This is a genomic window from Streptomyces sp. NPDC050416 (assembly GCF_044458845.1).
Lineage (GTDB): Bacteria > Actinomycetota > Actinomycetes > Streptomycetales > Streptomycetaceae > Streptomyces.
In genome coordinates, this window is sequence record NZ_JBITII010000004.1 from 554,975 (window position 1) to 579,470 (window position 24,496).

General features: G+C 70.1%; 26 protein-coding genes and 1 pseudogene. 19 read left to right on the top strand and 8 right to left on the bottom strand.

What is annotated here, in order from left to right; genetic code table 11:
* Window positions 1–28 precede the first annotated feature (28 nt).
* On the bottom strand, window positions 29–2,116 hold the full coding sequence (gene tkt, locus ACIBL4_RS15800; RefSeq protein ID WP_399410258.1) for a transketolase: 2,088 nt from the start codon (window positions 2,114–2,116) through the stop codon (window positions 29–31).
* A gap of 347 nt (window positions 2,117–2,463) precedes the next feature.
* On the opposite strand from tkt, the gene ACIBL4_RS15805 reads away from it, so the two are divergent.
* From ACIBL4_RS15805 to ACIBL4_RS15815, 3 genes are all read left to right on the top strand, one after another.
* On the top strand, window positions 2,464–3,450 hold the full coding sequence (locus ACIBL4_RS15805) for a heme o synthase (RefSeq protein ID WP_399410260.1): 987 nt from the start codon (window positions 2,464–2,466) through the stop codon (window positions 3,448–3,450).
* A gap of 87 nt (window positions 3,451–3,537) precedes the next feature.
* Entirely contained in the window at window positions 3,538–3,870 is a 333-nt protein-coding gene (locus ACIBL4_RS15810) for a hypothetical protein (RefSeq protein ID WP_399410262.1), read from the top strand.
* A 149-nt stretch (window positions 3,871–4,019) separates the two neighbouring features.
* Window positions 4,020–5,126 carry an amidohydrolase family protein gene (locus ACIBL4_RS15815; protein ID WP_399410264.1) on the top strand — a complete coding sequence of 369 codons (1,107 nt, stop codon included), beginning with the start codon at window positions 4,020–4,022 and terminating at the stop codon, window positions 5,124–5,126.
* Window positions 5,127–5,142: 16 nt separating this feature from the next.
* Here the strand turns inward: ACIBL4_RS15815 and ACIBL4_RS15820 are convergent, their stop codons facing one another.
* The 3 genes from ACIBL4_RS15820 to ACIBL4_RS15830 are packed head-to-tail and all read right to left on the bottom strand — an operon-like array spanning window position 5,143 to window position 7,898.
* Entirely contained in the window at window positions 5,143–6,150 is a 1,008-nt protein-coding gene (locus ACIBL4_RS15820; RefSeq protein WP_399410266.1) for a heme A synthase, read from the bottom strand.
* 57 nt (window positions 6,151–6,207) lie between these two features.
* Window positions 6,208–6,924: an ABC transporter permease gene (locus ACIBL4_RS15825; protein WP_399410594.1), complete on the bottom strand. Its 717-nt coding sequence runs from the start codon at window positions 6,922–6,924 to the stop codon at window positions 6,208–6,210.
* Window positions 6,925–6,974: 50 nt separating this feature from the next.
* Window positions 6,975–7,898, bottom strand: a complete 924-nt coding sequence (locus ACIBL4_RS15830; protein ID WP_399410268.1) for an ABC transporter ATP-binding protein — start codon at window positions 7,896–7,898, stop codon at window positions 6,975–6,977.
* Window positions 7,899–7,997: 99 nt separating this feature from the next.
* Between ACIBL4_RS15830 and ACIBL4_RS15835 the strand changes: the two genes are divergently transcribed.
* Together ACIBL4_RS15835 and ACIBL4_RS15840 are read left to right on the top strand one after the other, a co-directional pair.
* Window positions 7,998–8,696, top strand: a complete 699-nt coding sequence (locus tag ACIBL4_RS15835; RefSeq protein ID WP_399410270.1) for a GAP family protein — start codon at window positions 7,998–8,000, stop codon at window positions 8,694–8,696.
* A gap of 232 nt (window positions 8,697–8,928) precedes the next feature.
* Complete coding sequence (locus tag ACIBL4_RS15840; RefSeq protein WP_399410272.1) at window positions 8,929–9,843, top strand: glycoside hydrolase family 16 protein; 915 nt, start codon at window positions 8,929–8,931, stop codon at window positions 9,841–9,843.
* Here ACIBL4_RS15840 and ACIBL4_RS15845 read toward each other — a convergent pair.
* Window positions 9,770–10,102, bottom strand: a pseudogene (locus tag ACIBL4_RS15845) (ATP-binding protein); the annotation flags it as partial. The gene ACIBL4_RS15840 and the pseudogene ACIBL4_RS15845 sit on opposite strands and share 74 nt — an antisense overlap.
* A 428-nt stretch (window positions 10,103–10,530) precedes the next feature.
* A complete protein-coding gene (locus ACIBL4_RS15850; protein WP_399410274.1) occupies window positions 10,531–11,328 on the bottom strand; it encodes an aminoglycoside N(3)-acetyltransferase in 798 nt (265 codons plus the stop codon).
* Between the two features lie 161 nt (window positions 11,329–11,489).
* Here ACIBL4_RS15850 and ACIBL4_RS15855 point away from each other — a divergent pair, with 161 nt between their 5' ends.
* From ACIBL4_RS15855 to ACIBL4_RS15890, 8 genes are read left to right on the top strand one after another with little or no spacing between them, the layout of a single operon-like run.
* Complete coding sequence (locus ACIBL4_RS15855; RefSeq protein WP_399410276.1) at window positions 11,490–12,233, top strand: helix-turn-helix transcriptional regulator; 744 nt, start codon at window positions 11,490–11,492, stop codon at window positions 12,231–12,233.
* Complete coding sequence (sufB, locus tag ACIBL4_RS15860) at window positions 12,230–13,651, top strand: Fe-S cluster assembly protein SufB (RefSeq protein WP_020273984.1); 1,422 nt, start codon at window positions 12,230–12,232, stop codon at window positions 13,649–13,651. Before ACIBL4_RS15855 ends, sufB begins: the two co-directional genes overlap by 4 nt.
* Window positions 13,652–13,710: 59 nt before the next feature.
* On the top strand, window positions 13,711–14,895 hold the full coding sequence (sufD, locus tag ACIBL4_RS15865) for a Fe-S cluster assembly protein SufD (RefSeq protein ID WP_399410278.1): 1,185 nt from the start codon (window positions 13,711–13,713) through the stop codon (window positions 14,893–14,895).
* A complete protein-coding gene (locus ACIBL4_RS15870; RefSeq protein ID WP_086561395.1) occupies window positions 14,892–15,209 on the top strand; it encodes a non-heme iron oxygenase ferredoxin subunit in 318 nt (105 codons plus the stop codon). The genes sufD and ACIBL4_RS15870 overlap by 4 nt, the downstream gene beginning before the upstream one ends.
* A 7-nt stretch (window positions 15,210–15,216) precedes the next feature.
* Window positions 15,217–15,981, top strand: coding sequence for a Fe-S cluster assembly ATPase SufC (gene sufC / locus ACIBL4_RS15875; protein ID WP_010039743.1), 765 nt, complete (start codon window positions 15,217–15,219; stop codon window positions 15,979–15,981).
* Window positions 15,978–17,234, top strand: coding sequence for a cysteine desulfurase (locus ACIBL4_RS15880; RefSeq protein WP_399410280.1), 1,257 nt, complete (start codon window positions 15,978–15,980; stop codon window positions 17,232–17,234). The genes sufC and ACIBL4_RS15880 overlap by 4 nt, the downstream gene beginning before the upstream one ends.
* Before the next feature lie 15 nt (window positions 17,235–17,249).
* On the top strand, window positions 17,250–17,720 hold the full coding sequence (gene sufU, locus ACIBL4_RS15885; protein ID WP_086561392.1) for a Fe-S cluster assembly sulfur transfer protein SufU: 471 nt from the start codon (window positions 17,250–17,252) through the stop codon (window positions 17,718–17,720).
* Window positions 17,717–18,049: a metal-sulfur cluster assembly factor gene (locus ACIBL4_RS15890; protein WP_003989431.1), complete on the top strand. Its 333-nt coding sequence runs from the start codon at window positions 17,717–17,719 to the stop codon at window positions 18,047–18,049. Before sufU ends, ACIBL4_RS15890 begins: the two co-directional genes overlap by 4 nt.
* 83 nt (window positions 18,050–18,132) lie before the next feature.
* On the opposite strand, the gene ACIBL4_RS15895 is transcribed toward ACIBL4_RS15890, so the two are convergent.
* A complete protein-coding gene (locus ACIBL4_RS15895) occupies window positions 18,133–18,963 on the bottom strand; it encodes an AbfB domain-containing protein (protein ID WP_399410283.1) in 831 nt (276 codons plus the stop codon).
* A gap of 170 nt (window positions 18,964–19,133) precedes the next feature.
* Between ACIBL4_RS15895 and ACIBL4_RS15900 the strand changes: the two genes are divergently transcribed.
* The 6 genes from ACIBL4_RS15900 to ACIBL4_RS15925 all read left to right on the top strand — a co-directional run bounded on the left by ACIBL4_RS15900 (window position 19,134) and on the right by ACIBL4_RS15925 (window position 23,524).
* Window positions 19,134–19,454: a DMT family transporter gene (locus ACIBL4_RS15900; protein WP_399410285.1), complete on the top strand. Its 321-nt coding sequence runs from the start codon at window positions 19,134–19,136 to the stop codon at window positions 19,452–19,454.
* A complete protein-coding gene (locus tag ACIBL4_RS15905) occupies window positions 19,454–20,014 on the top strand; it encodes a TetR/AcrR family transcriptional regulator (protein ID WP_399410287.1) in 561 nt (186 codons plus the stop codon). The genes ACIBL4_RS15900 and ACIBL4_RS15905 overlap by 1 nt, the downstream gene beginning before the upstream one ends.
* Before the next feature lie 230 nt (window positions 20,015–20,244).
* On the top strand, window positions 20,245–21,234 hold the full coding sequence (gene dapD / locus ACIBL4_RS15910; protein WP_399410289.1) for a 2,3,4,5-tetrahydropyridine-2,6-dicarboxylate N-succinyltransferase: 990 nt from the start codon (window positions 20,245–20,247) through the stop codon (window positions 21,232–21,234).
* Window positions 21,235–21,364: 130 nt separating this feature from the next.
* Window positions 21,365–21,595 carry a hypothetical protein gene (locus ACIBL4_RS15915; RefSeq protein WP_399410596.1) on the top strand — a complete coding sequence of 77 codons (231 nt, stop codon included), beginning with the start codon at window positions 21,365–21,367 and terminating at the stop codon, window positions 21,593–21,595.
* Between the two features lie 163 nt (window positions 21,596–21,758).
* Window positions 21,759–22,316, top strand: a complete 558-nt coding sequence (locus tag ACIBL4_RS15920) for a SigE family RNA polymerase sigma factor (RefSeq protein WP_399410291.1) — start codon at window positions 21,759–21,761, stop codon at window positions 22,314–22,316.
* Window positions 22,313–23,524 carry a WD40 repeat domain-containing protein gene (locus ACIBL4_RS15925; RefSeq protein ID WP_399410293.1) on the top strand — a complete coding sequence of 404 codons (1,212 nt, stop codon included), beginning with the start codon at window positions 22,313–22,315 and terminating at the stop codon, window positions 23,522–23,524. Before ACIBL4_RS15920 ends, ACIBL4_RS15925 begins: the two co-directional genes overlap by 4 nt.
* Here ACIBL4_RS15925 and dapA read toward each other — a convergent pair whose 3' ends face one another.
* A complete protein-coding gene (gene dapA, locus ACIBL4_RS15930) occupies window positions 23,525–24,409 on the bottom strand; it encodes a 4-hydroxy-tetrahydrodipicolinate synthase (protein WP_399410295.1) in 885 nt (294 codons plus the stop codon).
* Window positions 24,410–24,496: the final 87 nt, after the last annotated feature.

A 24,496-nucleotide genomic window follows, 5' to 3' on the forward strand; every position in this document is an offset into this window, starting at 1 on the left:
TCCATCTCCTACGTGTCGTATATAAGCGTCAGCGCTGAGCTGCGGCGATCGATTCCCGCGCGGCGGCGGCAACGTTCTCGGCAGTGAAGCCGAACTCACGGAAAAGGACCTTGCCGTCGGCCGAAGCACCGAAGTGCTCCAGGGAAACGATGCGGCCGGCGTCCCCGACGTACTTGTGCCACGTCAGGCCGATCCCGGCCTCCACCGCGACGCGAGCCTTGACGGACGGCGGCAGAACGCTGTCCCGGTACCCCTGGTCCTGTTGCTCGAACCACTCGACCGACGGCATGGACACCACACGGGTGGGCACGCCGGCGCCCTGGAGCTGCTCGCGCGCCTCGACGGCGACGTGCACCTCGGAGCCGGTGGCGATCAGGATGACCTCGGGCTCGCCGCCGTCGGCCTCGAACAGGACGTAACCGCCCTTGGCGGCATCGTCGTTGGGCTCGTACGTCGGCACACCCTGACGGGTCAGCGCCAGACCGTGCGGCTGGCCCTTGCCGAACTCCTTCGTCCAGCGCTTGAGGATCTCGCGCCAGGCGATGGCCGTCTCGTTGGCGTCCGCCGGGCGCACGATGTTCAGGCCCGGGATCGCCCGGAGGCTGGCCAGGTGCTCGACCGGCTGGTGGGTCGGGCCGTCCTCGCCCAGGCCGATGGAGTCGTGCGTCCACACGTACGTCACCGGCAGGTGCATCAGCGCCGACAGCCGCACCGCGTTGCGCATGTAGTCGGAGAAGACCAGGAACGTGCCGCCGTAGATCCGGGTGTTGCCGTGCAGCGCGATGCCGTTCATCTCGGCGGCCATCGCGTGCTCGCGGATACCGAAGTGGATCGTGCGGCCGTACGGGTCCGCCTCCGGCAGCGGGTTGTCCGCCGGGAGGAAGGAGCTGGTCTTGTCGATCGTGGTGTTGTTGGAGCCCGCCAGGTCGGCCGAGCCGCCCCACAGCTCCGGGATCACCGCGCCGAGCGCCTGGAGGACCTTGCCGGAGGCGGCACGCGTGGCCACGCCCTTGCCGACCTCGAAGACCGGGATCTTCTCCTCCCAGCCCTTGGGCAGCTCACCCTTCGCGACCCGGTCGTACTCGGCGGCGCGCTCGGGGTTGTTGTCCCGCCACTGCTGGTACGCCTTCTCCCACACCGCGCGGGCCGCCTGGCCCCGCTCCAGCGCCCTGCGGGTGTGCGCGATGACCTCGTCGGCGACCTCGAAGCTCTGCTCCGGGTCGAAGCCCAGCACCCGCTTGGTCGCGGCGACCTCGTCCTCGCCCAGCGCCGAGCCGTGCGCGGCCTCGGTGTTCTGCGCGTTCGGCGCCGGCCAGGCGATGATCGAGCGCATCGCGATGAACGACGGCCTGTCCGTGACGGCCTTGGCCTGCTGGATCGCCTCGAAGATCGCGGCCGGGTCCAGGTCGCCGTTGGCCTGCGGCTCCACCCGCTGCACGTGCCAGCCGTAGGCCTCGTACCGCAGAGCCGTGTCCTCGGAGACGGCCGTCTCGGTGTCGCCCTCGATCGAGATGTGGTTGTCGTCCCACAGCAGGATCAGATTGCCGAGCTTCTGGTGGCCCGCGAGCGAGGAGGCCTCGGCGGAGATGCCCTCCTGGAGGCAGCCGTCACCGGCGATGCAGTAGACGAAGTGGTCGAACGGGGACTCGCCCTCGGGGGCCTCCGGGTCGAACAGACCCCGCTCATAGCGGGCGGCCATCGCCATGCCCACCGCGTTGGCGACACCCTGCCCGAGCGGGCCGGTCGTCGTCTCCACACCGGTGGTGTGCCCGTACTCCGGGTGACCCGGCGTCTTCGAACCCCACGTGCGGAAAGACTTCAGATCATCCAGCTCCAGACCGAAACCGGCCAGGTACAGCTGGGTGTAGAGGGTCAGGGACGAGTGGCCGGCGGACAGCACGAAGCGGTCCCGCCCGACCCAGTCGGCGTCCGCCGGGTCGTGCCGCATCACCTTCTGAAAGAGGGTGTAGGCGGCAGGCGCGAGACTCATCGCCGTACCCGGATGGCCGTTACCGACCTTCTGTACGGCATCGGCGGCCAGGACACGCGCGGTGTCGACGGCCCGCTGGTCCAACTCGGTCCACTCGAGGTCTGTTGTGGTCGGCTTGGTGCTCACCCTGGGTCAGGGCTCCTCTCCACATGTCGGATGCCGGTGTATCGGGGCGTCCACCGGCCGCAGCCGAGCCTACCCCCGTGGGACGTGCGTTCTTTCGAGTCACTCCAGAGTGCCGGGACACGTTTCGATCCGCCTCCTGACTGGGCCGTATCCCATTCGACAGGTGAATACGGAGCCGCTCATCCGGGTGCTCAATCGAGCTTCCGCACGCCCTTCCGAAGCCGCCCTCCAACACGAGCCGACCCCCGCGAATGTCCGACTCTGGGCAACGTCTAAAGTGGCGTGGTACGCGCGAGCCTTTACCGGGACTTCACACGGCTGAGGCTTGCTGGGATGTCTCTGTAGGGGTGTGCGTGACGGCCGTTGAATCCCGTCCAGCGGGTGGGGGCACCGCCCATGCCCTTAAGGCTATGGGGGAGATCGGGACGGACCAGAGCCCGGCCCACCGGCCGTTCGGGGCCCGTGTCAAGGCGTTCGTGGCTCTCACCAAGCCGCGAATCATCGAGCTGCTGCTCATCACCACCGTCCCGGTGATGTTCCTGGCGCAGCAGGGCGTGCCCGACCTGACGCTGGTGCTGCTGACCTGCGTCGGCGGTTACATGTCCGCGGGCGGCGCCAACGCGCTCAACATGTACATCGACCGCGACATCGACGCCCTGATGGACCGCACCTCGCAGCGGCCGCTGGTCACCGGCATGGTCAGCCCGCGCGAGTGCCTCGCCTTCGGCATCACCCTGGCGATCACCTCGACGCTGCTGTTCGGCCTCACGGTGAACTGGCTGAGCGCCTGGCTCTCCCTCGGCGCGCTCCTCTTCTACGTCGTCGTCTACACGATGATCCTCAAGCGCCGTACCTCGCAGAACATCGTGTGGGGCGGCATCGCCGGCTGCCTGCCCGTGCTGATCGGCTGGTCCTCGGTCACGAACTCCATGTCGTGGGCGCCGATCATCCTGTTCCTCGTCATGTTCTTCTGGACGCCGCCGCACTACTGGCCGCTGTCCATGAAGGTCAAGGAGGACTACGCGCGCGTGGGCGTGCCCATGCTGCCGGTGGTCGCCTCCAACAAGGTGGTCGCCAAGCAGATCGTGATCTACAGCTGGGTCATGGTCGCCGTCTCGCTCCTGCTGACCCCGCTCGGCTACACCGGCTGGTTCTACACGGCGGTCGCCCTGCTGGCGGGCGGCTTCTGGCTCTGGGAGGCGCACGGCCTGCAGAACCGCGCGAAGGCGGAGGTGACGGGCGCGAAGCTGAAGGAGATGCGCCTGTTCCACTGGTCGATCACGTACGTCTCGCTGCTGTTCGTGGCCGTCGCGGTCGACCCGTTCCTGCGCTGAGGCAGCGCTGACGGCTGAGGTAGCGCTGACGTACGTCACAGGGCCCTGCTCTCGCCAATCGATCTACTCGTGAGTAGCATCCTGGTCATGGCAGAGACGCAGCAGGTTGACCCGAAGGCCGAGCGCAAGGCGGCCCGGCTGGCCAAGCAGATCAGCTCCTTCTCCAAGGCCCACGGCGGCGCCGAGGGCCAGGTCGCCTACCTCGGCGACCGCGGCGCCCGCATCGTCCTGGTCGGCGAAGACGGCAACTGGGGCGACCTGGTGGCCCCCTCCTACGAGATCGCCGAGAAGGCCGTGGAGAAGTCGGGCATCACGACCCACGAGTCCTTCGACGGCGAATTCGCGGCGAAGGTCAAGACGGGCCGCTACGAGTGGTCACGCATGGCGGGGATCCAAGTAGGCGGCTCCAAGAACAACTGACCCCTCAGGGGCGCGAGGAACTGCGCGACCAGCCACAGCCGTCCCGCACCCGCCGAACACACCGGTCCTCCCACGACGGCCCGCGACCTCAACCCCGGTTCACCCGTTAAGACCCTCAGGAACAACAGGGTCCACACCGGGGAGCCCGGATGATCGAAACGCCGTCCCTAGTGGACCAGTACTGCCACGGAGTACTCCGCACGGAGCTGGGCCTCGGCACCTTCGAGGCCCACCTCTCCCACACGGAGGGCCCACCCGCCCCCGGCACCACCCTCTTCGACACCCAGACCGGCTTCGCCGTGCGGCGCTGGTGCCCACCCCTGCTCGGCCTCGAACCGCACTGCACGCCCGCCCGCTACCTGGCCCGCCGCCGTGAACTGGGCGTCCTGGAGTCGGCTCGCCGGCTCCTGCGCGGCAGCGGCATCACGACGTACCTCGTCGACACGGGCCTGCCCGGTGATCTGACCGAACCCGGCGAACTGGCCTCCGCCGGAGCCGCCGAGGCCCGCGAGATCGTCCGGCTGGAGCTGCTCGCCGAGCAGGTCGCCGACACCTCCGGGACCGTCGAGTCGTTCCTCGCCAATCTCGCCGAGTCCGTGCACGCCGCCGCCGCGCACGCCGTCGCCTTCACCTCGGTCGCGGGCGTACGGCACGGCCTCGCGCTCGCGCCCGAGCCGCCCGGGCCGGGGGAGGTGCGGGGAGCAGCCGGCCGCTGGATCGCGGGGCGCGAGGTAGGCGGGGAGCTCAGCGACCCGGTACTGCTGCGGCACCTGCTGTGGAGCGCCGTCGCCTCGGGGCTGCCGCTCCAGCTGCACGCGGGGCTCGGCACGCCGGGCCTGCGCATCGACCGTACGGATCCGGTGCTGCTGACGGATTTCGTACGGGCCACGGCCGGTCTCGGCACGGACCTCGTCCTGCTGCACGGCTACCCGTACCACCGGCAGGCCGCCCACCTGGCCGGTGTCTTCCCGCACGTCTACGTCGATTCCGGCGCTGCCCTGGTCCGCACCGGCGCCCGCGCCGCGACCGTCCTCGCGGAGATCCTGGAGCTGGCGCCCTTCGGCAAGATCCTCTTCTCCACCGGCGCCCGGGGGCTGCCCGAGCTGCACGTGGTGGGCGCCCGGTTGTTCCGCGAGGCGCTCGGCCGGGTGCTCGGCACCTGGGTCGCCGAGGGCGCGTGGTCCCTGGCCGACGCGCAGCGGGTGGCGGGGATGCTGGCGTCGGGGAACGCGCGGCGGGTGTACGGGCTCGACTGAACCCTGGTCCTGGCCTCTAGGCCTTCGTCAGGGAGGCCTCGGCGGCGGGACCGGGCACGTCGGCCACGGCCTCCGGCCGTTCGCGCAGCGACAGCACCACCCGCAGCACCCAGATCCACATCACGGCCGAGCCGAGCATGTGCAGGCCGACCAGGACCTCCGGCAGGTCCGTGAAGTACTGGACGTAGCCGATGACGCCCTGCGCGAGCAGGATCAGGAAAAGTTCGCGGGTGCGGTTCAGCGGGTCGCGCGGCGCGTCGACCGCCTTGAGGACGAACCACAGGGCGAACGTCAGCGTCACCACGATCCACGCCAGCACGGCGTGCAGCTTGCTCACCGTCTCCCAGTCGACCGGCATCCGCTCGACCTCGCTGGAGTCGCCCGCGTGCGGACCCGCGCCGGTGACCACCGTGCCGACCAGGATGAGCAGCACGGCGGCGGCGACCAGGAACCAGACCAGCTGCCGCACGGCCTTGCCGACCAGGGGGCGCGGCGGAGCGTCGCCCTCACGGGTGCGCTGCCACATCACCGTGGCCACCGCGATCAGCGCGGACGTCGCGACGAAGTGGGCCGCGACCGTGTACGGGTTGAGACCGACCAGCACCACGATGCCGCCGAGCACCGCGTTGCTCATCACGATCCAGAACTGCGCCCAGCCGAGCCGGGTCAGGCCGCGCCGGTACGGCTTCTGGGAGCGCGCGGCGATGATCGCCCAGCCGACGGCGGCGCACAGCACGTACGTCAGCATGCGGTTGCCGAACTCGATGGCGCCGTGGAAGCCCATCGCGCTGGTCGCGGTGAGCGAGTCGGCGGTGCACTTGGGCCAGGTCGGGCAGCCGAGGCCCGAGCCGGTCAGCCGTACGGCTCCGCCGGTGACCACGATGAGCACCGACATGACGATTGCGGAGAGGGCCGCGCGCTGGACGGTCCGGGGTTCCGGGGTCCAGCGCTCGGCGATGAAGGCGAGCGGGTTGCGCAGGGCCGCCCTGGCGTCGGCGCGGGTCACTTTTGGCACGCGACCCATCGTAGGGCGCCGCTTGTGCACGCTTTCACGAGGGTCGGTCATGGCTTGCTCCAGCGCTCATTCCCAGCGGAAGAACCGTCCGGCCGCCGCCAGCCCCACGACCGCCCAGACGCCCAGGATCCCCAGGTCGGCCCAGGGCATCCCGGCCCCGTGCCGGAGCACGTCCCGCAGGCCGTCGGAGAGTGCGGAGATGGGCAGCAGGCCGAGCACGTCCTGCGCGGCGGAGGGGAACTTGTCGAGCGGCACGATGACCCCGCCGCCGACGAGCAGCAGCAGGAACACCAGGTTGGCGGCGGCGAGCGTCGCCTCGGCCTTGAGCGTCCCGGCCATCAGCAGACCGAGGCCCGAGAAGGCCGCCGTACCGAGGACCAGGAGCAGCAGCACGGCGAACGGGTTGCCGTGCGGCGACCAGCCGAGCGCGAAGGCGATCAACGTCAGCAGGATCACCTGGAGCACCTCGGTGACCAGTACGGACAGCGTCTTCGCGGTCATCAGCCCCCAGCGCGGCAGAGGCGAGGCGGCGAGCCGCTTCAGGACGCCGTAGCGGCGCTCGAAGCCGGTCGCGATCGCCTGCCCGGTGAACGCCGTCGACATCACCGCGAGCGCGAGGATGCCGGGGGCGAGGAAGTCGACGGCCTCGCCGGCGCCCGTGTCGACGATGTCGACGGTGCTGAAGAGCACCAGGAGCAGGGTCGGGATGACGACGGTCAGCAGTAGCTGCTCGCCGTTGCGCAGCAGCATCTTCGTCTCGAGCGCGGCCTGGGCCGCGATCATGCGGGTCAGGGGCGCGGCCCCCGGCTTCGGCGCATAGGTGCCGGTGGCGGTCACGAGCGCAGCTCCTTGCCGGTCAGCTCGAGAAAGACGTCTTCGAGGGTGTGCCGCTCGACCGAGATCTTCTCCGGCATCACGCCGTGCTGGGCGCACCAGGAGGTGACCGTGGCGAGCAGTTGCGGGTCGACCTTGCCGACGACGCGGTAGGAGCCCGGCGTCAGTTCGGCGGCCGAGCAGTCGGCGGGCAGGGCCTTCAGCAGCGAGCCGACGTCCAGCCCGGGGCGGCCGGAGAAGCGGAGCGTGTTCTCGGCGCCGCCGCGGCACAGCTCCTCCGGAGAGCCCTGGGCGATGACCCGGCCCGCGTCGATGATCGCCACGTCGTCGGCGAGCTGTTCGGCCTCGTCCATGTAGTGCGTGGTGAGGATCACGGAGACACCGTCGTCGCGCAGGTCGCGGACCAGGTCCCAGGTGGCGCGGCGGGCCTGCGGGTCGAGTCCGGCGGTCGGCTCGTCGAGGAAGACCAGTTCCGGTCGCCCTACGACGGCCATGGCCAGCGCGAGCCGCTGCTGCTGTCCGCCCGACAGCCGCCGGTACGTCGTACGGCCGCAGGAGCCGAGCCCGAGGCGTTCGATGAGCGCGTCCACGTCCAGGGGGTGGGCGTGCAGCTTGGCCATGTGGCGGAGCATCTCGTCGGCGCGGGAGCCTGAGTAGACGCCGCCGGACTGGAGCATCACGCCGATGCGGGGCCGCAGGTCCCGGGACTGTCCGACCGGGTCGAGGCCCAGGACGCGCACCGTGCCGGAGTCCGGCTTCCGGTACCCCTCGCAGGTCTCGACCGTGGTCGTCTTGCCCGCCCCGTTGGGGCCGAGAACGGCGGTCACACCCTCCCGGGCCACCAGGTCCAGCCCGTCCACCGCGGTCTTCGTGCCGTACCGCTTCACCAGGGCCTGGACCTGGACCACGGGCTCACTTCGCATGGTCCCGAGTCTAGGTACGTGCCCGCCGCCCGGAACGGGCGGGTTGGTGATCCCCTTCCCGGGGCCTTGTGTGGGGGTGACGCCGCCGCCGGGCCAGGCGTGTTGGCGCTGGCGCGACTCCGGAGCGTCGTTGACTGGCTCTGTGACGACACTGCTCGCCAAGGTACTGCCGCTTGCTCTGGGAGCCGCGGTGAGCCCGACTCTCTTCGTGGCCGCCGTCGTGCTCCTGTCCGATCCGGTCCGACCGCGCCGACGGGCGGGTTCGTTCGCCGTGGGAGCCGCGGTTCCACTGGCCGTCATCGGCGCGGCCGGGCTCGTCCTCTTCCGCGGCGCCCGCGCACAGGACCACTTCAGGGTCTCGCCGGTCGTCGACATCTCTTCGGCGTACTCCTGCTCCTGCTGGCCGTCCGCACCGCGCTCAGACCGGCGCCCGGCACATCGCACCGCCACAGGCGCCGCGCCGTCACGAGGCCCGGGGCCTGCGCCCTGCTCGGGGCGGGCCTCATGGCGGTGAACTTCTCCAGCCTGGCGCTGTTCGTTCCGGCGGTGAAGGAGATCGCCCTCGCCGCCTCCGTTTCGACAACCGACCAGGCCGTCGTCCTGGCGATCACCGTGGTACTGGCGCTCCTGCCCGTGCTCGTGCCGCTCGTGCTGTACCTGATGGTCCCCGCTCAGGCGCAGTCGGTGCTCACTCCGCTGCTGACCGCGGCGAAACGGCACAGTCGCGCCATCGGCGTGGTCATCTGCCTGGTCTTCGGCGTCTACCTGACCGTCAAGGGCGCCGTTCGACTGAGCTGAGTGGCCGCGCCGCAGCGCCGGGCCGAGACGGTCACGGCGGTCACGGCGGTCGGCGGGCCCGGGCAAAGCTCCGCCGCAGATCCTGGGGACCCCGCCACCGGCGGACTTTGGGCTGTTCGGGTGAACCGGCCATATCCGACCTATGCCGATCTTCTGACGATGTTTCACTGAGCGTGGTCCGCCAGGTCGGGCAGCGGACGCCTTCTGACGTCCCAGGAAAGGCAGTTGACTCATGCTCAGACACCTTCTGCTCTCAAGGGTGAGGGCCGCTGCCGGCCTCGCCGCCTTCGGGTTGCTGTGCGCGACCCTCGTCGTCCTCCCGGCCCCGCGCGCGGCCGCCCAGCCCGCCGTCGTCCCGGCGCTGTTCGACGACTTCAACTACACGGGCTACACGGATCCGCTGCTCACCCAGCACGGTTGGACCCTGCGGTCCGGCCAGGGCGGGCCGGGCGTGCCCGGTGCCACGTGGAAGCCGCAGAACTTCTCCTTCGCCACCGAGTCCGGCAACTCCATCATGACGATGCGTTCCGGCACCAACGGCACGGCTACCGGCACCGAACACACCGAGATCTACCAGCAGCGCAAGTTCCTGTACGGCACCTACGCCGCGCGGGTGCGTTTCAGCGACGTGCCGAGCTACGGCCCCGACGGCGACCGCATGGTGCAGACGTTCTTCACCATCTCGCCGCTGAACTACCCGATGGACCCGGCCTACAGCGAACTCGACTTCGAGTATCTGCCCAACGGCGGATGGGGCATCACCGGCAGCGCCCTGCTCGCCTCTTCGTGGGAGACATACTCGGAGGACCCGCCCCAGGAGGAGTACGTCACCACCCAGGAACGCGCGAGCTTCGCCGGGTGGCACGACGTGGTCATCACGGTCGACAGCACCGCCATCACCTATTACATCGACGGCCGGCACTTCGCCACGCACACCGAGCCGTACCTGCCCGAGTCGACGATGAGCATCCGCTTCAGCCACTGGCTGATCAACCTGACGGGGATCAACAGCCGCAAGACACGCGCGTACGAGCAGGAGGTCGACTACGTGTACTTCGCCCAGGACCAGGTGCTCAGCCCGTCCGAGGTGCAGGCCGCCGTCGCCGACTACCGGACGCGGGGTGTGACCTTCGAGGACACCGTCTGACCCACCCCAGTACCCGGCGGGCCGCCTCAGGACGAGGCGGCCGCCCCGTGCGCGGCGGCGATCGCAGCCGGGCGGTGATGGTGGTGCCGTGGCCCTCCTCGGAGTGCACATACATCTCGCCCCCGTGGTTCGCCACGATGGTGCGGACGATGGTCAACCCGAGGCCAGTGCCCGGAATGGCCGCGTCGGGGGCGTTCGACGCGCGGAAGAAATCGCTCTGGTCACGCCGGGCACCTCGATCGCCATGGCTCGGAGGGGCGCCGGGTCCTGAAGCCCTGCGGGGACCCGGAACTGCGCGTCAGGGCCGAGGGAGGCCAGCGTCGCGGTGACTACCTGGTACGGCACGGTACGCGGTCCGTGCAGGCTCCTCAGCAGGTATGGCACGACCAGGGCCGTCGGCCGGTGGCGGAGACCTTGCCCAGCATCGCCGTGACGGTCGGCGCCAGTGCGGCCCAGGTCCGCCTGTCATCCCGGCCAGGCGGTCCAGCAGCTCGCACGAGGAGCTGTGTCACCGCCGCCTGCCGGAACGGTTTGGCCGACAAGCCGGTCGCCAGCTCCCTCGGATCGTCCGAGTCGAGCACGGAGGAGACGACGAGGTGGCACTCCTCCGTCCGGTCGTCCGCCCGCAGCCTCCGGACGACTTCCCGCCCGTCGTAGCGAGGTCAGCGGGGGCTCAGGCGGCCCGGCTCAGGACTGTTCATCGCGGGGGCGGTGGACCGCCAGCCACTGTTCGGCGTAGGCCACCGCGTCCGCCACCGGGAACAGCCGCGCCTGGGCCGCCCCGACCTTTCCGCGTACGACGGGACGGTCCCGCTCGAAGTCGTAGCCCAGTTCGTCGAAACGGTCCGAGCTGATCGACACCTCCGTCACGGTCTCCCAGCCGTCGGGGCCCGGCCGGCCCACGGCGACGCGCGGGGACGGTATCCGGTACTCGGCGAGGTGGAAGCTGGTGCAGGAGGCGTAGCCGGCGCCGAGCAGCAGGACCCGGGCGCCCATGGCCTCCAGCTTCGCGAGCGGGCTGCGCTCGCCCAGCCGGCAGTCGGGAGCGTGTCCCTCGATCACCTCCGCCGCGCGCGGGCCGACCGCCGCGAACGAGGTCTGCGGATGGGCGCTGCGCAGCGCGCCGGGCCAGGTGCGCACGGTTTCCGGGACGACGCCGACCCCGCGGGTGGGCGTGATCCGGGGGTCGTAGGCGGGCATCGTGGCGCGGATGGTCTCCCACCAGTCCGGGGGTACGGGCGGGTTTCCCCACAGCGCCGGGTCGGAGAGGTCGCCGGTCTGCGTCGGAACCACCAGCGTGCCCTGGGGGCCGAGCGCGTCGAGCAGCCCCTGCACCACCGCGACGGCCCCGCCGTTGACCCAGCCGAGGGAGCTGAGCGAGGAGTGCGCGAGGAGGGTCTCGCCGGGGCGCACACCCAGCTCGGACAGTTGCGTGCGCAGGGTGTCCCGGGTGACAAGAGGGCCGGTCGGAGGGGGTGTGGACATGGTTCGGGAGTGTCCCCCAAGGCGCTTCGGCATGCCACCGTTTTGATCGATCAGTGATCGTTTCCGCAGGTCAGGTTAGCTTTACCTAAGTGATGCAGGGCACCCCCGGGGTGGCCGGACGCCGCTTGCCCGGTCCCGATGAATTACGCAACAATGGCGTTGTGAAAAACGTCGGCGAGGCTCGGGAGAACCCCACGGGGTCCCCTCAGGACGAGCTCGCGACCGGGGAGCGGTCCACCCGCAACCGGGTCGCGCGGTCCATCCTGGACCACGGCCCGTCGACCGTCGCCGAACTCGCCGAGCGGCTGGGTCTCACCCAGGCGGCCGTGCGCCGGCACCTCGACGCCCTCGCGGGCGACGGTGTCGTGGAAGCGCGCGAGCAGCGGGTCTACGGCGCGCGCACCCGCGGCCGGCCGGCCAAGGTGTTCGCCCTGACCGACTGCGGCCGGGACGCCTTCGACCAGTCGTACGACAAGCTGGCGGCGGACGCGCTGCGCTGGATCGCCGACCGCGAGGGCGGGAACGAGGCGATCGCCGCCTTCGCCCGCGCCAGGATCGCCGCGCAGGCGGGCGCGTACCGCGAGGCGGTCGAGGCCGCCGCGCCCGAGCAGCGGACACAAGCGCTGGCCAAGGCGCTGAGCGCGGACGGGTACGCTGCTACGGCGCGCAGTGCGCCCCACCCCCAGAAGGGTGAGCAGCTCTGCCAGCACCACTGCCCGGTCGCCCACGTCGCCGAGCAGTTCCCGCAGTTGTGCGAGGCGGAGACGGAATTTTTCGCCGAGCTGCTCGGTACACACGTACAGCGGCTCGCCACCATCGCGCACGGCGACGGCGTCTGCACGACGTTCATCCCCAAGATTTCCCACAACGCATCTGCAAGCACGGCCGGGAGGAACCCCGCATGACTCTCCCCACGGAGACTGCCCACCCTGAGCTCGAGGGCCTGGGCAAGTACGAATACGGCTGGGCCGACTCCGACACGGCCGGCGCCTCTGCCAAGCGCGGCATCAACGAGGACGTCGTCCGCGACATCTCCGCCAAGAAGAACGAGCCGGAGTGGATGACCAAGCTCCGCCTCAAGGGCCTGCGCCTCTTCGAGAAGAAGCCCATGCCGAACTGGGGCTCGGACCTGTCGGGGATCGACTTCGACAACATCAAGTACTTCGTGCGCTCCACGGAGAAGCAGGCGGCCTCCTGGGAGGACCTGCCCGAGGACATCAAGAACACGTACGACAAGCTGGGCATCCCCGAGGCCGAGAAGAACCGCCTCGTCGCCGGTGTCGCCGCGCAGTACGAGTCGGAGGTCGTCTACCACCAGATCCGTGAGGACCTGGAGGAGCAGGGCGTCATCTTCCTCGACACCGACACGGCCCTGAAGGAGCACCCGGAGCTCTTCAAGGAGTACTTCGGGACCGTCATCCCCGTCGGCGACAACAAGTTCGCGTCGCTGAACTCCGCCGTGTGGTCGGGCGGCTCCTTCATCTACGTCCCGCCGGGCGTCCACGTGGAGATCCCGCTCCAGGCCTACTTCCGCATCAACACGGAGAACATGGGCCAGTTCGAGCGGACGCTGATCATCGTCGACGAGGGTGCCTACGTGCACTACGTCGAGGGCTGCACCGCCCCGATCTACAAGTCGGACTCGCTGCACTCCGCGGTCGTCGAGATCATCGTCAAGAAGAACGCCCGCTGCCGCTACACGACCATCCAGAACTGGTCGAACAACGTCTACAACCTGGTCACCAAGCGTGCCGTGGCCTACGAGGGCGCGACCATGGAGTGGGTCGACGGCAACATCGGCTCCAAGGTGACGATGAAGTACCCGGCCGTCTACCTGATGGGCGAGCACGCCAAGGGCGAGACGCTGTCCATCGCCTTCGCCGGCGAGGGCCAGCACCAGGACGCGGGCGCCAAGATGGTCCACATGGCGCCGAACACGTCGTCCAACATCGTGTCGAAGTCCGTCGCGCGCGGTGGCGGCCGTACGTCCTACCGCGGTCTCATCGAGATCGGCGAGGGCGCCGCGGGCTCCAAGTCGAACGTGCTCTGTGACGCGCTGCTGGTCGACACGATCTCCCGCTCGGACACCTACCCCTACGTGGACGTCCGCGAGGACGACGTGTCCATGGGCCACGAGGCCACCGTTTCCAAGGTCTCCGAGGACCAGCTCTTCTACCTGATGAGCCGCGGTCTGAGTGAGTTCGAGGCGATGGCGATGATCGTGCGCGGCTTCGTCGAGCCCATCGCCAAGGAGCTCCCCATGGAGTACGCGCTGGAGCTCAACCGGCTGATCGAGCTGCAGATGGAAGGCGCGGTCGGCTGATCCCCACCGCAGCCCCATCAAGCCCCTTTACGTAACGGAAAGCGAGCACTACGACAGCCATGGCTGAGGCTCAGAACATCCCGGTGGGCTCCACCACCACCGGCTCGATCGCGGTGGCGGCCGAGTCGACCGTCGCCACCCGCATGAGCGCGCCCCCCTCCTTCAGCGTCACGGACTTCCCCGTCCCGCACGGCCGGGAGGAGGAGTGGCGGTTCACCCCGCTGGAGCGCCTGCGCGGGTTGCACGACGGCACCGCCGTGGCCGACGGCAACGGCGTGAAGGTCGACGTCCAGGCCCCCGAGGGCGTCACCGTCGAGACCGTCGGCCGCGACGACGCGCGGCTCGGCAAGGCGGGCACCCCGGTGGACCGCGTCGCCGCCCAGGCCTACTCGGCGTTCGAGAAGGCCTCGGTCGTGACCGTGCCGAAGGAGACCGTCCTCACCGAGCCGATCCGCATCGCCGTGCACGGCCAGGGCGGCACCGCCTTCGGCCACCAGGTGATCGAGCTGGGCGCCTTCGCCGAGGCCGTCGTGGTCATCGACCACACCGGTGACGCGGTGCTCGCCGCCAACGTCGACTACCTCCTGGGCGACGGCGCCAAGCTGACCGTCGTCTGCGTCCAGGACTGGGACGACAAGGCCGTCCACGTCGCCCAGCACAACGCGCTCGTCGGCCGCGACGCCTCCTTCAAGTCGGTCGTCGTCACCTTCGGCGGTGATGTCGTCCGGCTGCACCCGCGCGTGCGCTACGCCGGCCCCGGCGGCGAGGCCGAGCTGTTCGGCCTGTACTTCACCGACCAGGGCCAGCACCAGGAGCACCGCCTCCTGGTCGACCACAACGTCCCGCACTGCAAGTCGAACGCCGTCTACAAGGGCGCGCTCCAGGGCGACGGCGCGCACGCGGTGTGGATCGGCGACGTGCTCATCGAGGCCAAGGCCGAGGGCACCGACACGTACGAGATGAACCGCAACCTGGTCCTCACGGACGGGGCCCGCGTGGACTCCGTACCGAACCTCGAGATCGAGACCGGCGAGATCGTCGGCGCCGGCCACGCCTCGGCGACCGGCCGCTTCGACGACGAGCAGCTCTTCTACCTCATGGCCCGCGGCATCCCGGAGTACGAGGCCCGCCGTCTGGTGGTCCGCGGCTTCTTCGCCGAGCTGGTCCAGCAGATCGGCCTCCCCGACATCGAGGAGCGCCTGATCGCCAAGATCGAGGAGGAGCTGGAGGCCGCGGTCGGATGACCTTCGTACGCGCCTGTGGACTCGGCGAGCTGGAGGAGGACACCCCGAAGCGGGTGGAACTCGACGGCACGCCCCTGTCCATCGTGCAGACCGAGGGCGAGGTGTTCGCGATCCACGACATCTGCTCGCACGCGAACGTCTCCCTGTCGGAGGGCGAGGTCGACGACTGTCACATCGAGTGCTGGCTGCACGGCTCGCGCTTCGACCTCCGCTCCGGCAAGCCCGACGCCCTTCCCGCGACGCGCCCCGTCCCCGTATACCCCGTAAAGATCGAAGGGGACGACGTGCTCGTCTCCCTCACCCAGGAGTCCTGAGGCACCCATGGCAACGCTTGAAATCCGAGACCTGCACGTCACCGTCGAGGTCGAGAACGGCACGAAGGAAATCCTCAAGGGTGTCGACCTCACCGTGAAGCAGGGCGAGACGCACGCCATCATGGGCCCCAACGGCTCGGGCAAGTCGACCCTCGCCTACTCCCTCGCGGGACACCCGAAGTACACGATCACCGGCGGCACCGTCACCCTCGACGGCGAGGACGTCCTGGAGATGTCCGTCGACGAGCGCGCCCGCGCCGGTCTGTTCCTCGCGATGCAGTACCCGGTCGAGGTCCCGGGTGTCTCCGTGTCGAACTTCCTGCGCACCTCCGCCACCGCCATCCGCGGCGAGGCCCCCAAGCTGCGCACCTGGGTGAAGGAGGTCAAGGAGGCCATGGAGCGCCTCAACATGGACCCCGCCTTCGCCGAGCGCAACGTCAACGAGGGCTTCTCCGGCGGTGAGAAGAAGCGCCACGAGATCCTCCAGCTTGAACTGCTCAAGCCGAAGATCGCGGTCCTCGACGAGACCGACTCCGGCCTGGACGTCGACGCCCTGCGCGTCGTGTCGGAGGGCGTGAACCGCGTCCGCGAGACGGGCGAGGTCGGCACCCTGCTGATCACGCACTACACGCGCATCCTCCGCTACATCAAGCCCGACCACGTGCACGTCTTCTCCGGCGGCCGGATCGTCGAGTCCGGCGGCGCCGAGCTCGCCGACAAGCTGGAGGAAGAGGGCTACGAGGCATACACGAAGGGTGGCGCATCCGCGTGACACAGCTGCCGGGCCTCCTCGACACCGAGGCGCTCCGCAAGGACTTCCCGATCCTGGACCGCGTCGTCCACGACGGCAAGAAGCTCGTGTACCTGGACAACGCGGCGACCTCGCAGACGCCGCGCCAGGTGCTCGACGTGCTCTCCGAGTACTACGAGCAGCACAACGCCAACGTCCACCGTGGCGTGCACGTCCTCGCCGAGGAGGCCACGGCGCTGTACGAGGGCGCGCGCGACAAGGTCGCGGACTTCATCAACGCGCCCTCGCGCGACGAGGTGATCTTCACCAAGAACGCCTCCGAGTCGCTCAACCTCGTGGCGAACATGCTGGGCTGGGCCGACGAGCCCTACCGCGTGGACTCCGACACCGAGATCGTCATCACGGAGATGGAGCACCACTCCAACATCGTGCCGTGGCAGCTGCTCGCGCAGCGCACGGGCGCGAAGCTGAAGTGGTTCGGCCTCACCGACGACGGCCGCCTGGACCTGTCCAACATCGACGAGGTCATCACCGAGAAGACGAAGATCGTCTCCTTCGTGCTGGTCTCCAACATCCTGGGCACCCAGAACCCGGTCGAGGCGATCGTGCGCCGCGCCCAGCAGGTCGGTGCGCTGGTCTGCATCGACGCCTCGCAGGCCGCGCCGCACATGCCGCTGGACGTACAGGCCCTCCAGGCCGACTTCGTGGCCTTCACCGGCCACAAGATGTGCGGCCCGACGGGCATCGGCGTCCTGTGGGGCCGCCAGGAGCTCCTGGAGGACCTGCCGCCCTTCCTCGGCGGCGGGGAGATGATCGAGACGGTGTCGATGCACTCCTCGACCTACGCCCCGGCGCCCCACAAGTTCGAGGCGGGCACCCCGCCGGTCTCCCAGGCGGTCGGTCTCGGCGCGGCGATCGACTACCTCAACTCGATCGGCATGGACAAGATCCTCGCCCACGAGCACGCCCTCACCGAGTACGCCGTGAAGCGGCTGCTGGAGGTCCCGAACCTGCGCATCATCGGCCCGACCACGGCCGAGGAGCGCGGCGCGGCGATCTCCTTCACCCTCGGGGACATCCACCCGCACGACGTGGGCCAGGTCCTCGACGAGGAGGGCATCGCTGTCCGGGTCGGCCACCACTGCGCGCGGCCGGTCTGCCTGCGGTACGGAATTCCTGCGACCACGCGAGCGTCGTTCTATCTGTACTCCACGCCGGCCGAGATCGACGCGCTGGTCGACGGCCTGGAGCACGTACGGAACTTCTTCGGCTGAAGGGCGTGCTAGACGGTGAAACTGGACTCCATGTACCAGGAAGTCATCCTGGACCACTACAAGAACCCGCACGGGCGGGGCTTGCGGGATGGCGACGCCGAGGTGCACCACGTCAACCCGACGTGCGGTGACGAGATCACACTGCGCGTGAAGTACGACGGGACGAAGATCGAGGACGTCTCGTACGAGGGCCAGGGCTGCTCGATCAGCCAGGCCTCGGCCTCCGTACTGAACGAACTCCTCGTCGGCAAGGAGTTCTCCGACGCGCGGAAGATCCAGGAGACCTTTCTGGAGCTGATGCAGTCCAAGGGGAAGCTCGAACCCGACGACGCGATGGAGGACATCCTGGAGGACGCGGTCGCGTTCGCCGGGGTGTCCAAGTACCCGGCCCGGGTCAAGTGCGCCCTGCTGAGCTGGATGGCCTGGAAGGACGCTACGGCCCAGGTGCTGGGCGGCGCCGACGCCGAGAAGGAGACGACGGCATGAGCGAGACCGTGGAGATGAAGCCGGCCTCGGAGGAAGAACTCCGTGAGGCCCTGATGGACGTCGTCGACCCCGAACTGGGCATCGACGTCGTCAACCTCGGCCTGATCTACGGCATTCACGTCGACGAGTCGAACATCGCGACCGTCGACATGACCCTGACCTCCGCGGCCTGCCCGCTGACGGACGTCATCGAGGACCAGGCGAAGTCCGCCACGGACGGCCTGGTCAGCGAGTTGCGCATCAACTGGGTCTGGATGCCGCCGTGGGGCCCCGACAAGATCACGGACGATGGGCGTGAGCAGCTTCGGGCGCTCGGGTTCAACGTCTGAGATCCCCGTCTGGGATCCACATCTGAGGTTCTCTGACTGACGAAGGGGCGGCACCCTCCCGGGGTGCCGCCCCTTCGCGTGTGTCAGTCCAGCCCGTCCACCAGCCGGAACGCCGAGTCCGCGCGGTACAGGCCGTCGTACTGGTACGGCTCGAGGCGGAGTTGGAAGTTGCGGTGGCGGAGGAAGCGGCCCGGGTAGTTCACCGACTCCAGCGTGATCGCGCCCGCATAACTGGCGGGGCGGGGGCAGAAGGTGGCGTCCTTGCGGAAGAGGGACGAGCCGTCGTTGCGCTCCGCGCCCAGGACGAAGTTGCGGTGGCGGAGGTAGGAGCCGTCGGCCGTGGTGAAGGAGTAGCAGGAGGAGTCGGCCAGGCCCGCCACTCGCTCGAAGGTGGCGTTACGGCGGGCCGAGGCCGAGCCGGCCGGGGCGAGGGTGACGTAGCCGCCGCTGGTCTGCCAGTAGCGGTCGGGGTAGTTGACGGAGCGTATGGAGGTCCCGGTCTTCGCCGCCGGGGGCTTCGCCGATGGGGAAGACCGGTGGGACGCCGGGGGCTTCGGCGCCTTCGTGTGCGGCTCCGGACTGGCCTCGGGGCGGGGCGATGTGCTTCGGGTGGGGGTGGGCGACGGGCGCTTGTGGTGCTTGGCGGGCGCCTTCTGCGTCTTGGAGGGCGTTGCGAAGGAGATCAGGCCGCCCGGTGCCGAGCTGCTGAGGGTCGTCGGCTGCGCCGCCGACGGGGTCGGCTCGCCGGTCCGGCTGTCCATCACGGTGATCGCCGTCACGCAGGCGGTGACTGTGGCCAGGGCGAGTGCGCCTGCCAGCCAGAGCCGTCGCGTTCCCGGTGCCCGGGTGGTGTCCGGGGCCCAGCCGCTCTCCCACGGGCGGTCCAGTGGGGGCCGGGACTTCTCTTCTGACATGCGCTTTTTCCTCCGGCGGGCACCCTTGACGGCGGCGCAGTTGTGGTGACCCGGTGTGTGATCGGGTGACACCGTAGTGGACCGGTGGGATCCCTGGGGGGTGTTTGTTGAAAGCGGTATCTCTTCCCGCGTTGCGTACGGGTGTACAGATGTTGTGTACGCTCGTACATATGGGTTATCTGCTGCTGGCCGGGGCCATCGCCGCCGAAGTGGGCGCGACGACCGCCATGAAGTACAGCGAGGGTTTCAGCAGGCTCGGACCCTCGCTGCTGACACTCCTCGGCTACCTCGTCTCCTTCGCGCTGCTCGCGCAGACGCTGAAGACCGTCTCCGTCGGAACGGCCTACGCCATCTGGGCCGGCGCCGGCACCGCCGCCATCGCCGCGATCGGGTTCGTGTTCCTCGGGGAGGGGATGACCGTCGCCAAGACCGCCGGGATCGCGCTGATCATCTTCGGGGTCGTGGTGCTGAACCTGGGGGGTGCCCACTGATGCCCCGGCGCTACGACCCCGAGCGGCGACAGCGGATCATCGACGCGGCGATCCGGGTCGTCGGGGCGAAGGGCATCGCCGGGCTGAGCCACCGCTCGGCCGCCGCCGAGGCCGATGTGCCGCTCGGCTCGACGACGTACCACTTCAAGACCCTCGACGAACTCCTGGTGGCCGCGCTGCGTCAGGCCAACGAGGGCTTCGCCAAGGTCGTCGCCGGGCGGGGCGGTCTCGAGGACCCCCGGACCGACCTGGCGGACGAGCTGGCCGGGTGGATGGGGGAGTGGCTCGCGGGCGACCGCACGGGCGTCGAGCTCGAGTACGAGCTGTACTTCGCCGCCCTGCGCAGGCCCGCCCTGCGGCCCGTCGCCGCCGAGTGGGCCGAGGGCGTCGCCGAGCTGCTGTCCCGGCGTACGGATCCGGTGACCGCACGGGCGCTGGTGGCGGTCGTCGACGGCATCTGCCTCCAGGTGCTGCTGACCGGGGTGCCCTATGACGAGGCGTACGCCCGGGAGGTGCTGGGGCGGGTCGTCGCGGGGGCTACGCGAGCCGGAGGGGCGTGAGTCGGGGGCGAATGAGTCGGAGGGGCGTGAGTCGGGGCGCGCGGGTGAGGGAGCGCCGGGGCGACCCGATGGCGGGGCCGTCGCCGCGCGCCGTCGACCAACAGCGGCGGGACGTACCGCCCTCGCCGTCGCCGCGGCGTCGTCGACCAGCGGCGGAACGTACCGCCCGGCACGTGAGACGCCCCCGCACGGGTTCGCATCGACCGCTGTCCGCCGGTTAGGTTGCCCTCATGACCGACACGACTGCTCCTCGCTCCACCGGCGCCGTGGCCGCCGGGCTCGCCACGATCGCCGCCGACGGCACCGTCCTCGACACCTGGTTCCCCGCGCCCGAGCTGGCCGACGCGCCCGGCCCGTCCGGCACCGAGCGGCTCTCCGCCGAGCAGGCCGCCGAGCTGCTCGGCGGCGGTGCGACCGCGGCGCTCGGCCCGGACGCTCGCCGGGGCGTCGAAGTGGTCGCGGTCCGCACGGTCATCGCCTCGCTCGACGAGAAGCCCATCGACGCGCACGACGTCTACCTGCGTCTGCACCTGCTCTCACACCGCCTGGTCAAGCCGCACGGCCAGAGCCTGGACGGCATCTTCGGCTTCCTCGCCAACGTCGCCTGGACCTCGCTCGGCCCGGTCGCCGTCGACGACCTCGAGAAGGTCCGGCTGAACGCCCGCGCCGAGGGCCTGCACCTCCAGGTGACCTCCGTCGACAAGTTCCCGCGGATGACGGACTACGTGGCTCCCAAGGGCGTGCGGATCGCCGACGCCGACCGGGTCCGCCTCGGCGCGCACCTGGCCGAGGGCACGACCGTCATGCACGAGGGCTTCGTCAACTTCAACGCCGGCACACTCGGCACCTCGATGGTCGAGGGCCGTATCTCCGCGGGTGTCGTCATCGGCGACGGCTCGGACATCGGCGGCGGAGCCTCGACCATGGGCACCCTGTCCGGCGGCGGCAACGTCATCATCTCCATCGGCGAGCGCTGCCTGGTCGGCGCCGAGGCGGGCGTCGGCATCGCCCTCGGCGACGAGTGCGTCGTCGAGGCCGGCCTGTACATCACCGCCGGCACCCGCGTCACCATGCCCGACGGCCAGATCGTCAAGGCCCGCGAGCTGTCCGGCGCCTCCAACATCCTCTTCCGCCGCAACTCGGTCACCGGCACGGTCGAGGCCCGGCCGAACAACGCGGTGTGGGGCGGGCTGAACGAGATCCTGCACAGCCACAACTGATCACCCCGTACGAGGTACCCCGCGTGACCTCGTGGTGGTTTTGGCAGATGAACGGGTGGACGCAGGGTCCGATGAACGGGTGGACGTCGTGTCCGATCAGAAGTCGAAGCTACGAAACGAGGACCGGGACATGAAGAACGAGCGGGGGCGGGGCGTGGTGCGCTGTCTGGCCGGGGCGGTCACGGCGCTGGTGGTGTGCTGGCTGCCGGCGGGGGCCGCGTACGCCGACGAGACCAACACGGGGTCGCACAACGGCCATCGGGTCGGGCTGATCAACGTCAACGTCGGCCAGGTCGACGACCCGGCGGAGGACGTGCTGGAGCACACGCTGCTGTTCGGTGACGGGTACGCCTGGAACTGAGCCGGCAGTTCGACGGGCCGGGGCCCGTACCGCGCACACTCGCGGTACGGGCCCCGGCCCGTTTTCCGTGTCCGGCGGGTGGCATAGCGGGAGGCTCCCGCGAGCGTCACAAGGGGTACGGGGGCGGGCAGCGGGTCCGCCCCGGGGGAAGGCGAAGGTGACGATGGATGCCGAAGCGCAGGAGAGCTTCCGGGAATTCGTGGCGAACAGGTCGTCCACGCTGCTGAAGACCGCGGTCCTGCTGAGCGGCGGCGACCGGCACGCGGGGGAGGACCTGCTCCAGAACGCGCTGATCAAGGCGGCGGGCCGCTGGCACCGGATCGACGAACCCGAGGCGTACGTCCGGCAGATCCTCTACCGCCAGCAGGTCAGCCGCTGGCGGCTGAAGTGGCCGAGGCGCGAACTGAGCGTCGCCGAACCGCCGGAGACCACCGCGGCCCCGGACGCCTCCGGCGCGGCCGAGCTGCGTCTGCTGATGCGGGGCGCGCTGGCCCGGCTGACCGCGCGGCAGCGCACCGTGCTCGTCCTGCGCTACTTCGAGGATCTCCCCGAAGCCGAGGTGGCCCGCATCCTGGGGTGCTCCGTCGGCACCGTGCGGTCCGCCACCCACCGCTCCCTGGCCCGGCTGCGCGCCATCGCGCCCGAGCTGGCCGCCCTGGGCCCGGCCGCCGCGGAAGAGCGGCCGTCCCGTGACTACTCGCCCGTGGAGGTGCGTCAGTGAACGTCGACGAACTCGTGCGCGACGCGCTGCGCGACCAGGCCGAGGGGCAGCCGCCCGTGGCGCCCGGCTTCGCCGACCGGGTGCTCGCGGTCCGCCGGCGCCGCCGCAGCCGCCGACTCGCCTCCGCCGCCGCGGCGGCCGCCGCCGTGGTCGCCGTCGCCGTGGCCGTGCCGATGCTGGACCCGGGCAAGCAGGACGTACGTCCCTCGGGCGGAGTGGAGCAGACCGGCGTCACCGCCCGTCCGGACCAGTCGCCGCCGCGCGACCTGATCGCCGCCGGCCGGGTCGCCCTGGCCGCGTACTTCACCAGGTCGATCGTCGAGCAGTCCCCCGACCGTGCCGTTTCCAAGCGCACGTACTGGCTGCTGAACCCGAAGACGAACAAGTACGTGAAGGACGACCGGTGGTCGTACGTCGCCGTCGCCCCCGGGATGACGACCGCCGCCGTTCTCGAACGGGACCTGCCCGTGCCGCGCATCGGGCTGCTCGACCTGGCGAGCGGTCAGGTCAAGCGGTGGATCCCGGTCGACCGGCCGGTGGCGGGGGTGGAGTTCTCCACCGACGGCAGGAAGCTCGTCGCGACGACGTACAGCAAGAACCCCGACCGCCGGGTGAAGATCGACGGGTCGGAGGGCTGGGACGTCCCCTTCATGGAGTCGGACCGGACCGGGTTCCACGTCATCGACGTGGCCTCCGGAAGCAGTTCCTGGGCGGGGGTGGAGATCGGCGGGGGTGCGCACAATCCCGATGCGTTCATCAACTCGCGCCAGGACTTCGCGTTCACCCGCGACGGCCGTCTCGTCTGGTCGGGGATGCCCACCGAACCCGGCGAGAAGTTCTACGACTTCACCGGCAAGGAAGTCCCCGCGCCCGCGCTGGAACGGTACCGGGACTGGTCCGTCGACGCGGGGGTGTCGCCGGACGGGCAGCTCGTCGCCGGCCCGTTCGCGGGGCAGAAGTGGAAGACGTCCTCCTTCGTGCTCGACGCGCGCACCGGGAAGCAGCGCGAGGTACGCGGGCAGCAGTTGCTCGCCTGGGCGGACGGGGACTCGCTCGTCGCCTGGGACATCGGACCGGACGGGAACGAGTACCACCAGCGGCTGGTGCTGGTGCACATCGGCGGCGGGAAGACGACCCCGCTCAGTGATTTCCGGTCGCCCAAGGACAACACCAAGGGGCGGTGGGAGCCGGTGTTCGCGGAGCGGTGATCAGGTCCGGGTGAGGTCCGCGTGGAGCGCCAGCAGGGCGTCGGTCGTGGCGGGGCCGGCCGGCCGGAGCGGGGCGCGGACCGGGCCGGCCGGGAGGTCCAGGGCGGTGAGCAGCGCCTTCGTCGTCACCGTGCCCGGCAGGCCCGCCGACATGATCGCCTCGATGAGGGGGGTGGCCTGCTGCTGGAGGCGGGCCGCCTGTGCCGTGTCGCCCGCGTCGAACGCGTCCAGGACCGCTCGCAGCCGGGCCGGGATCACGTTCGACACCGTACTGACGTAGCCGGCCCCGCCCACCGCGTACAGGGCGAGGTTGTGCTCGTCGCAGCCCGCGTAGTACGCCAGGTCCGTGCGGGCCAGCACCTTCTGGGCGGCCAGGAAGTCGTACGAGCAGTCCTTGACCGCGACGATCCTGGGGTGGTCGGAGAGACGGAGGATCGTCTCCGGTTCGACCCGGACGCCGGTGCGGTTCGGGATGTCGTAGAGCATGAGCGGGAGCTCACTGACGTCGGCGATCTCGCGGAAGTGGGCCTCGATCGCGTCCTGCGGGGGCTTGCTGTAGTACGGCGCCACCACCAACAGGCCGTCCGCGCCCGCCTTTTCCGCCTCCCGGGCCAGGTCGACGGTGTGGCGGGTGTCGGGCGTGCCGATGCCCGCGACGATCGACGCCCGGTCGGCCACGGCCTCGCGGACGGCTGCGATCAGGGCCGACTTCTCGGCGTCCGTGGTGGTCGGTGACTCGCCCGTCGTGCCGGACAGGACGAGGCCGTCGCAGCCCTGGGCGACCAGGTGGGCGGCGAGGCGCTGGGCACCGTCGAGGTCCAGGGCGCCGGACGTCGTGAACGGGGTGATCATCGCGCACAGGGCGCGGCCGAAGGGGGGCGTCATGTGAGTAGTGTCGGCAGCGTGACTGTGTAGCTCCAGTTAATTCTGCTACCCGGTATTCGTAAGGGGTGCTTTCCGGTCGCGTCGGCT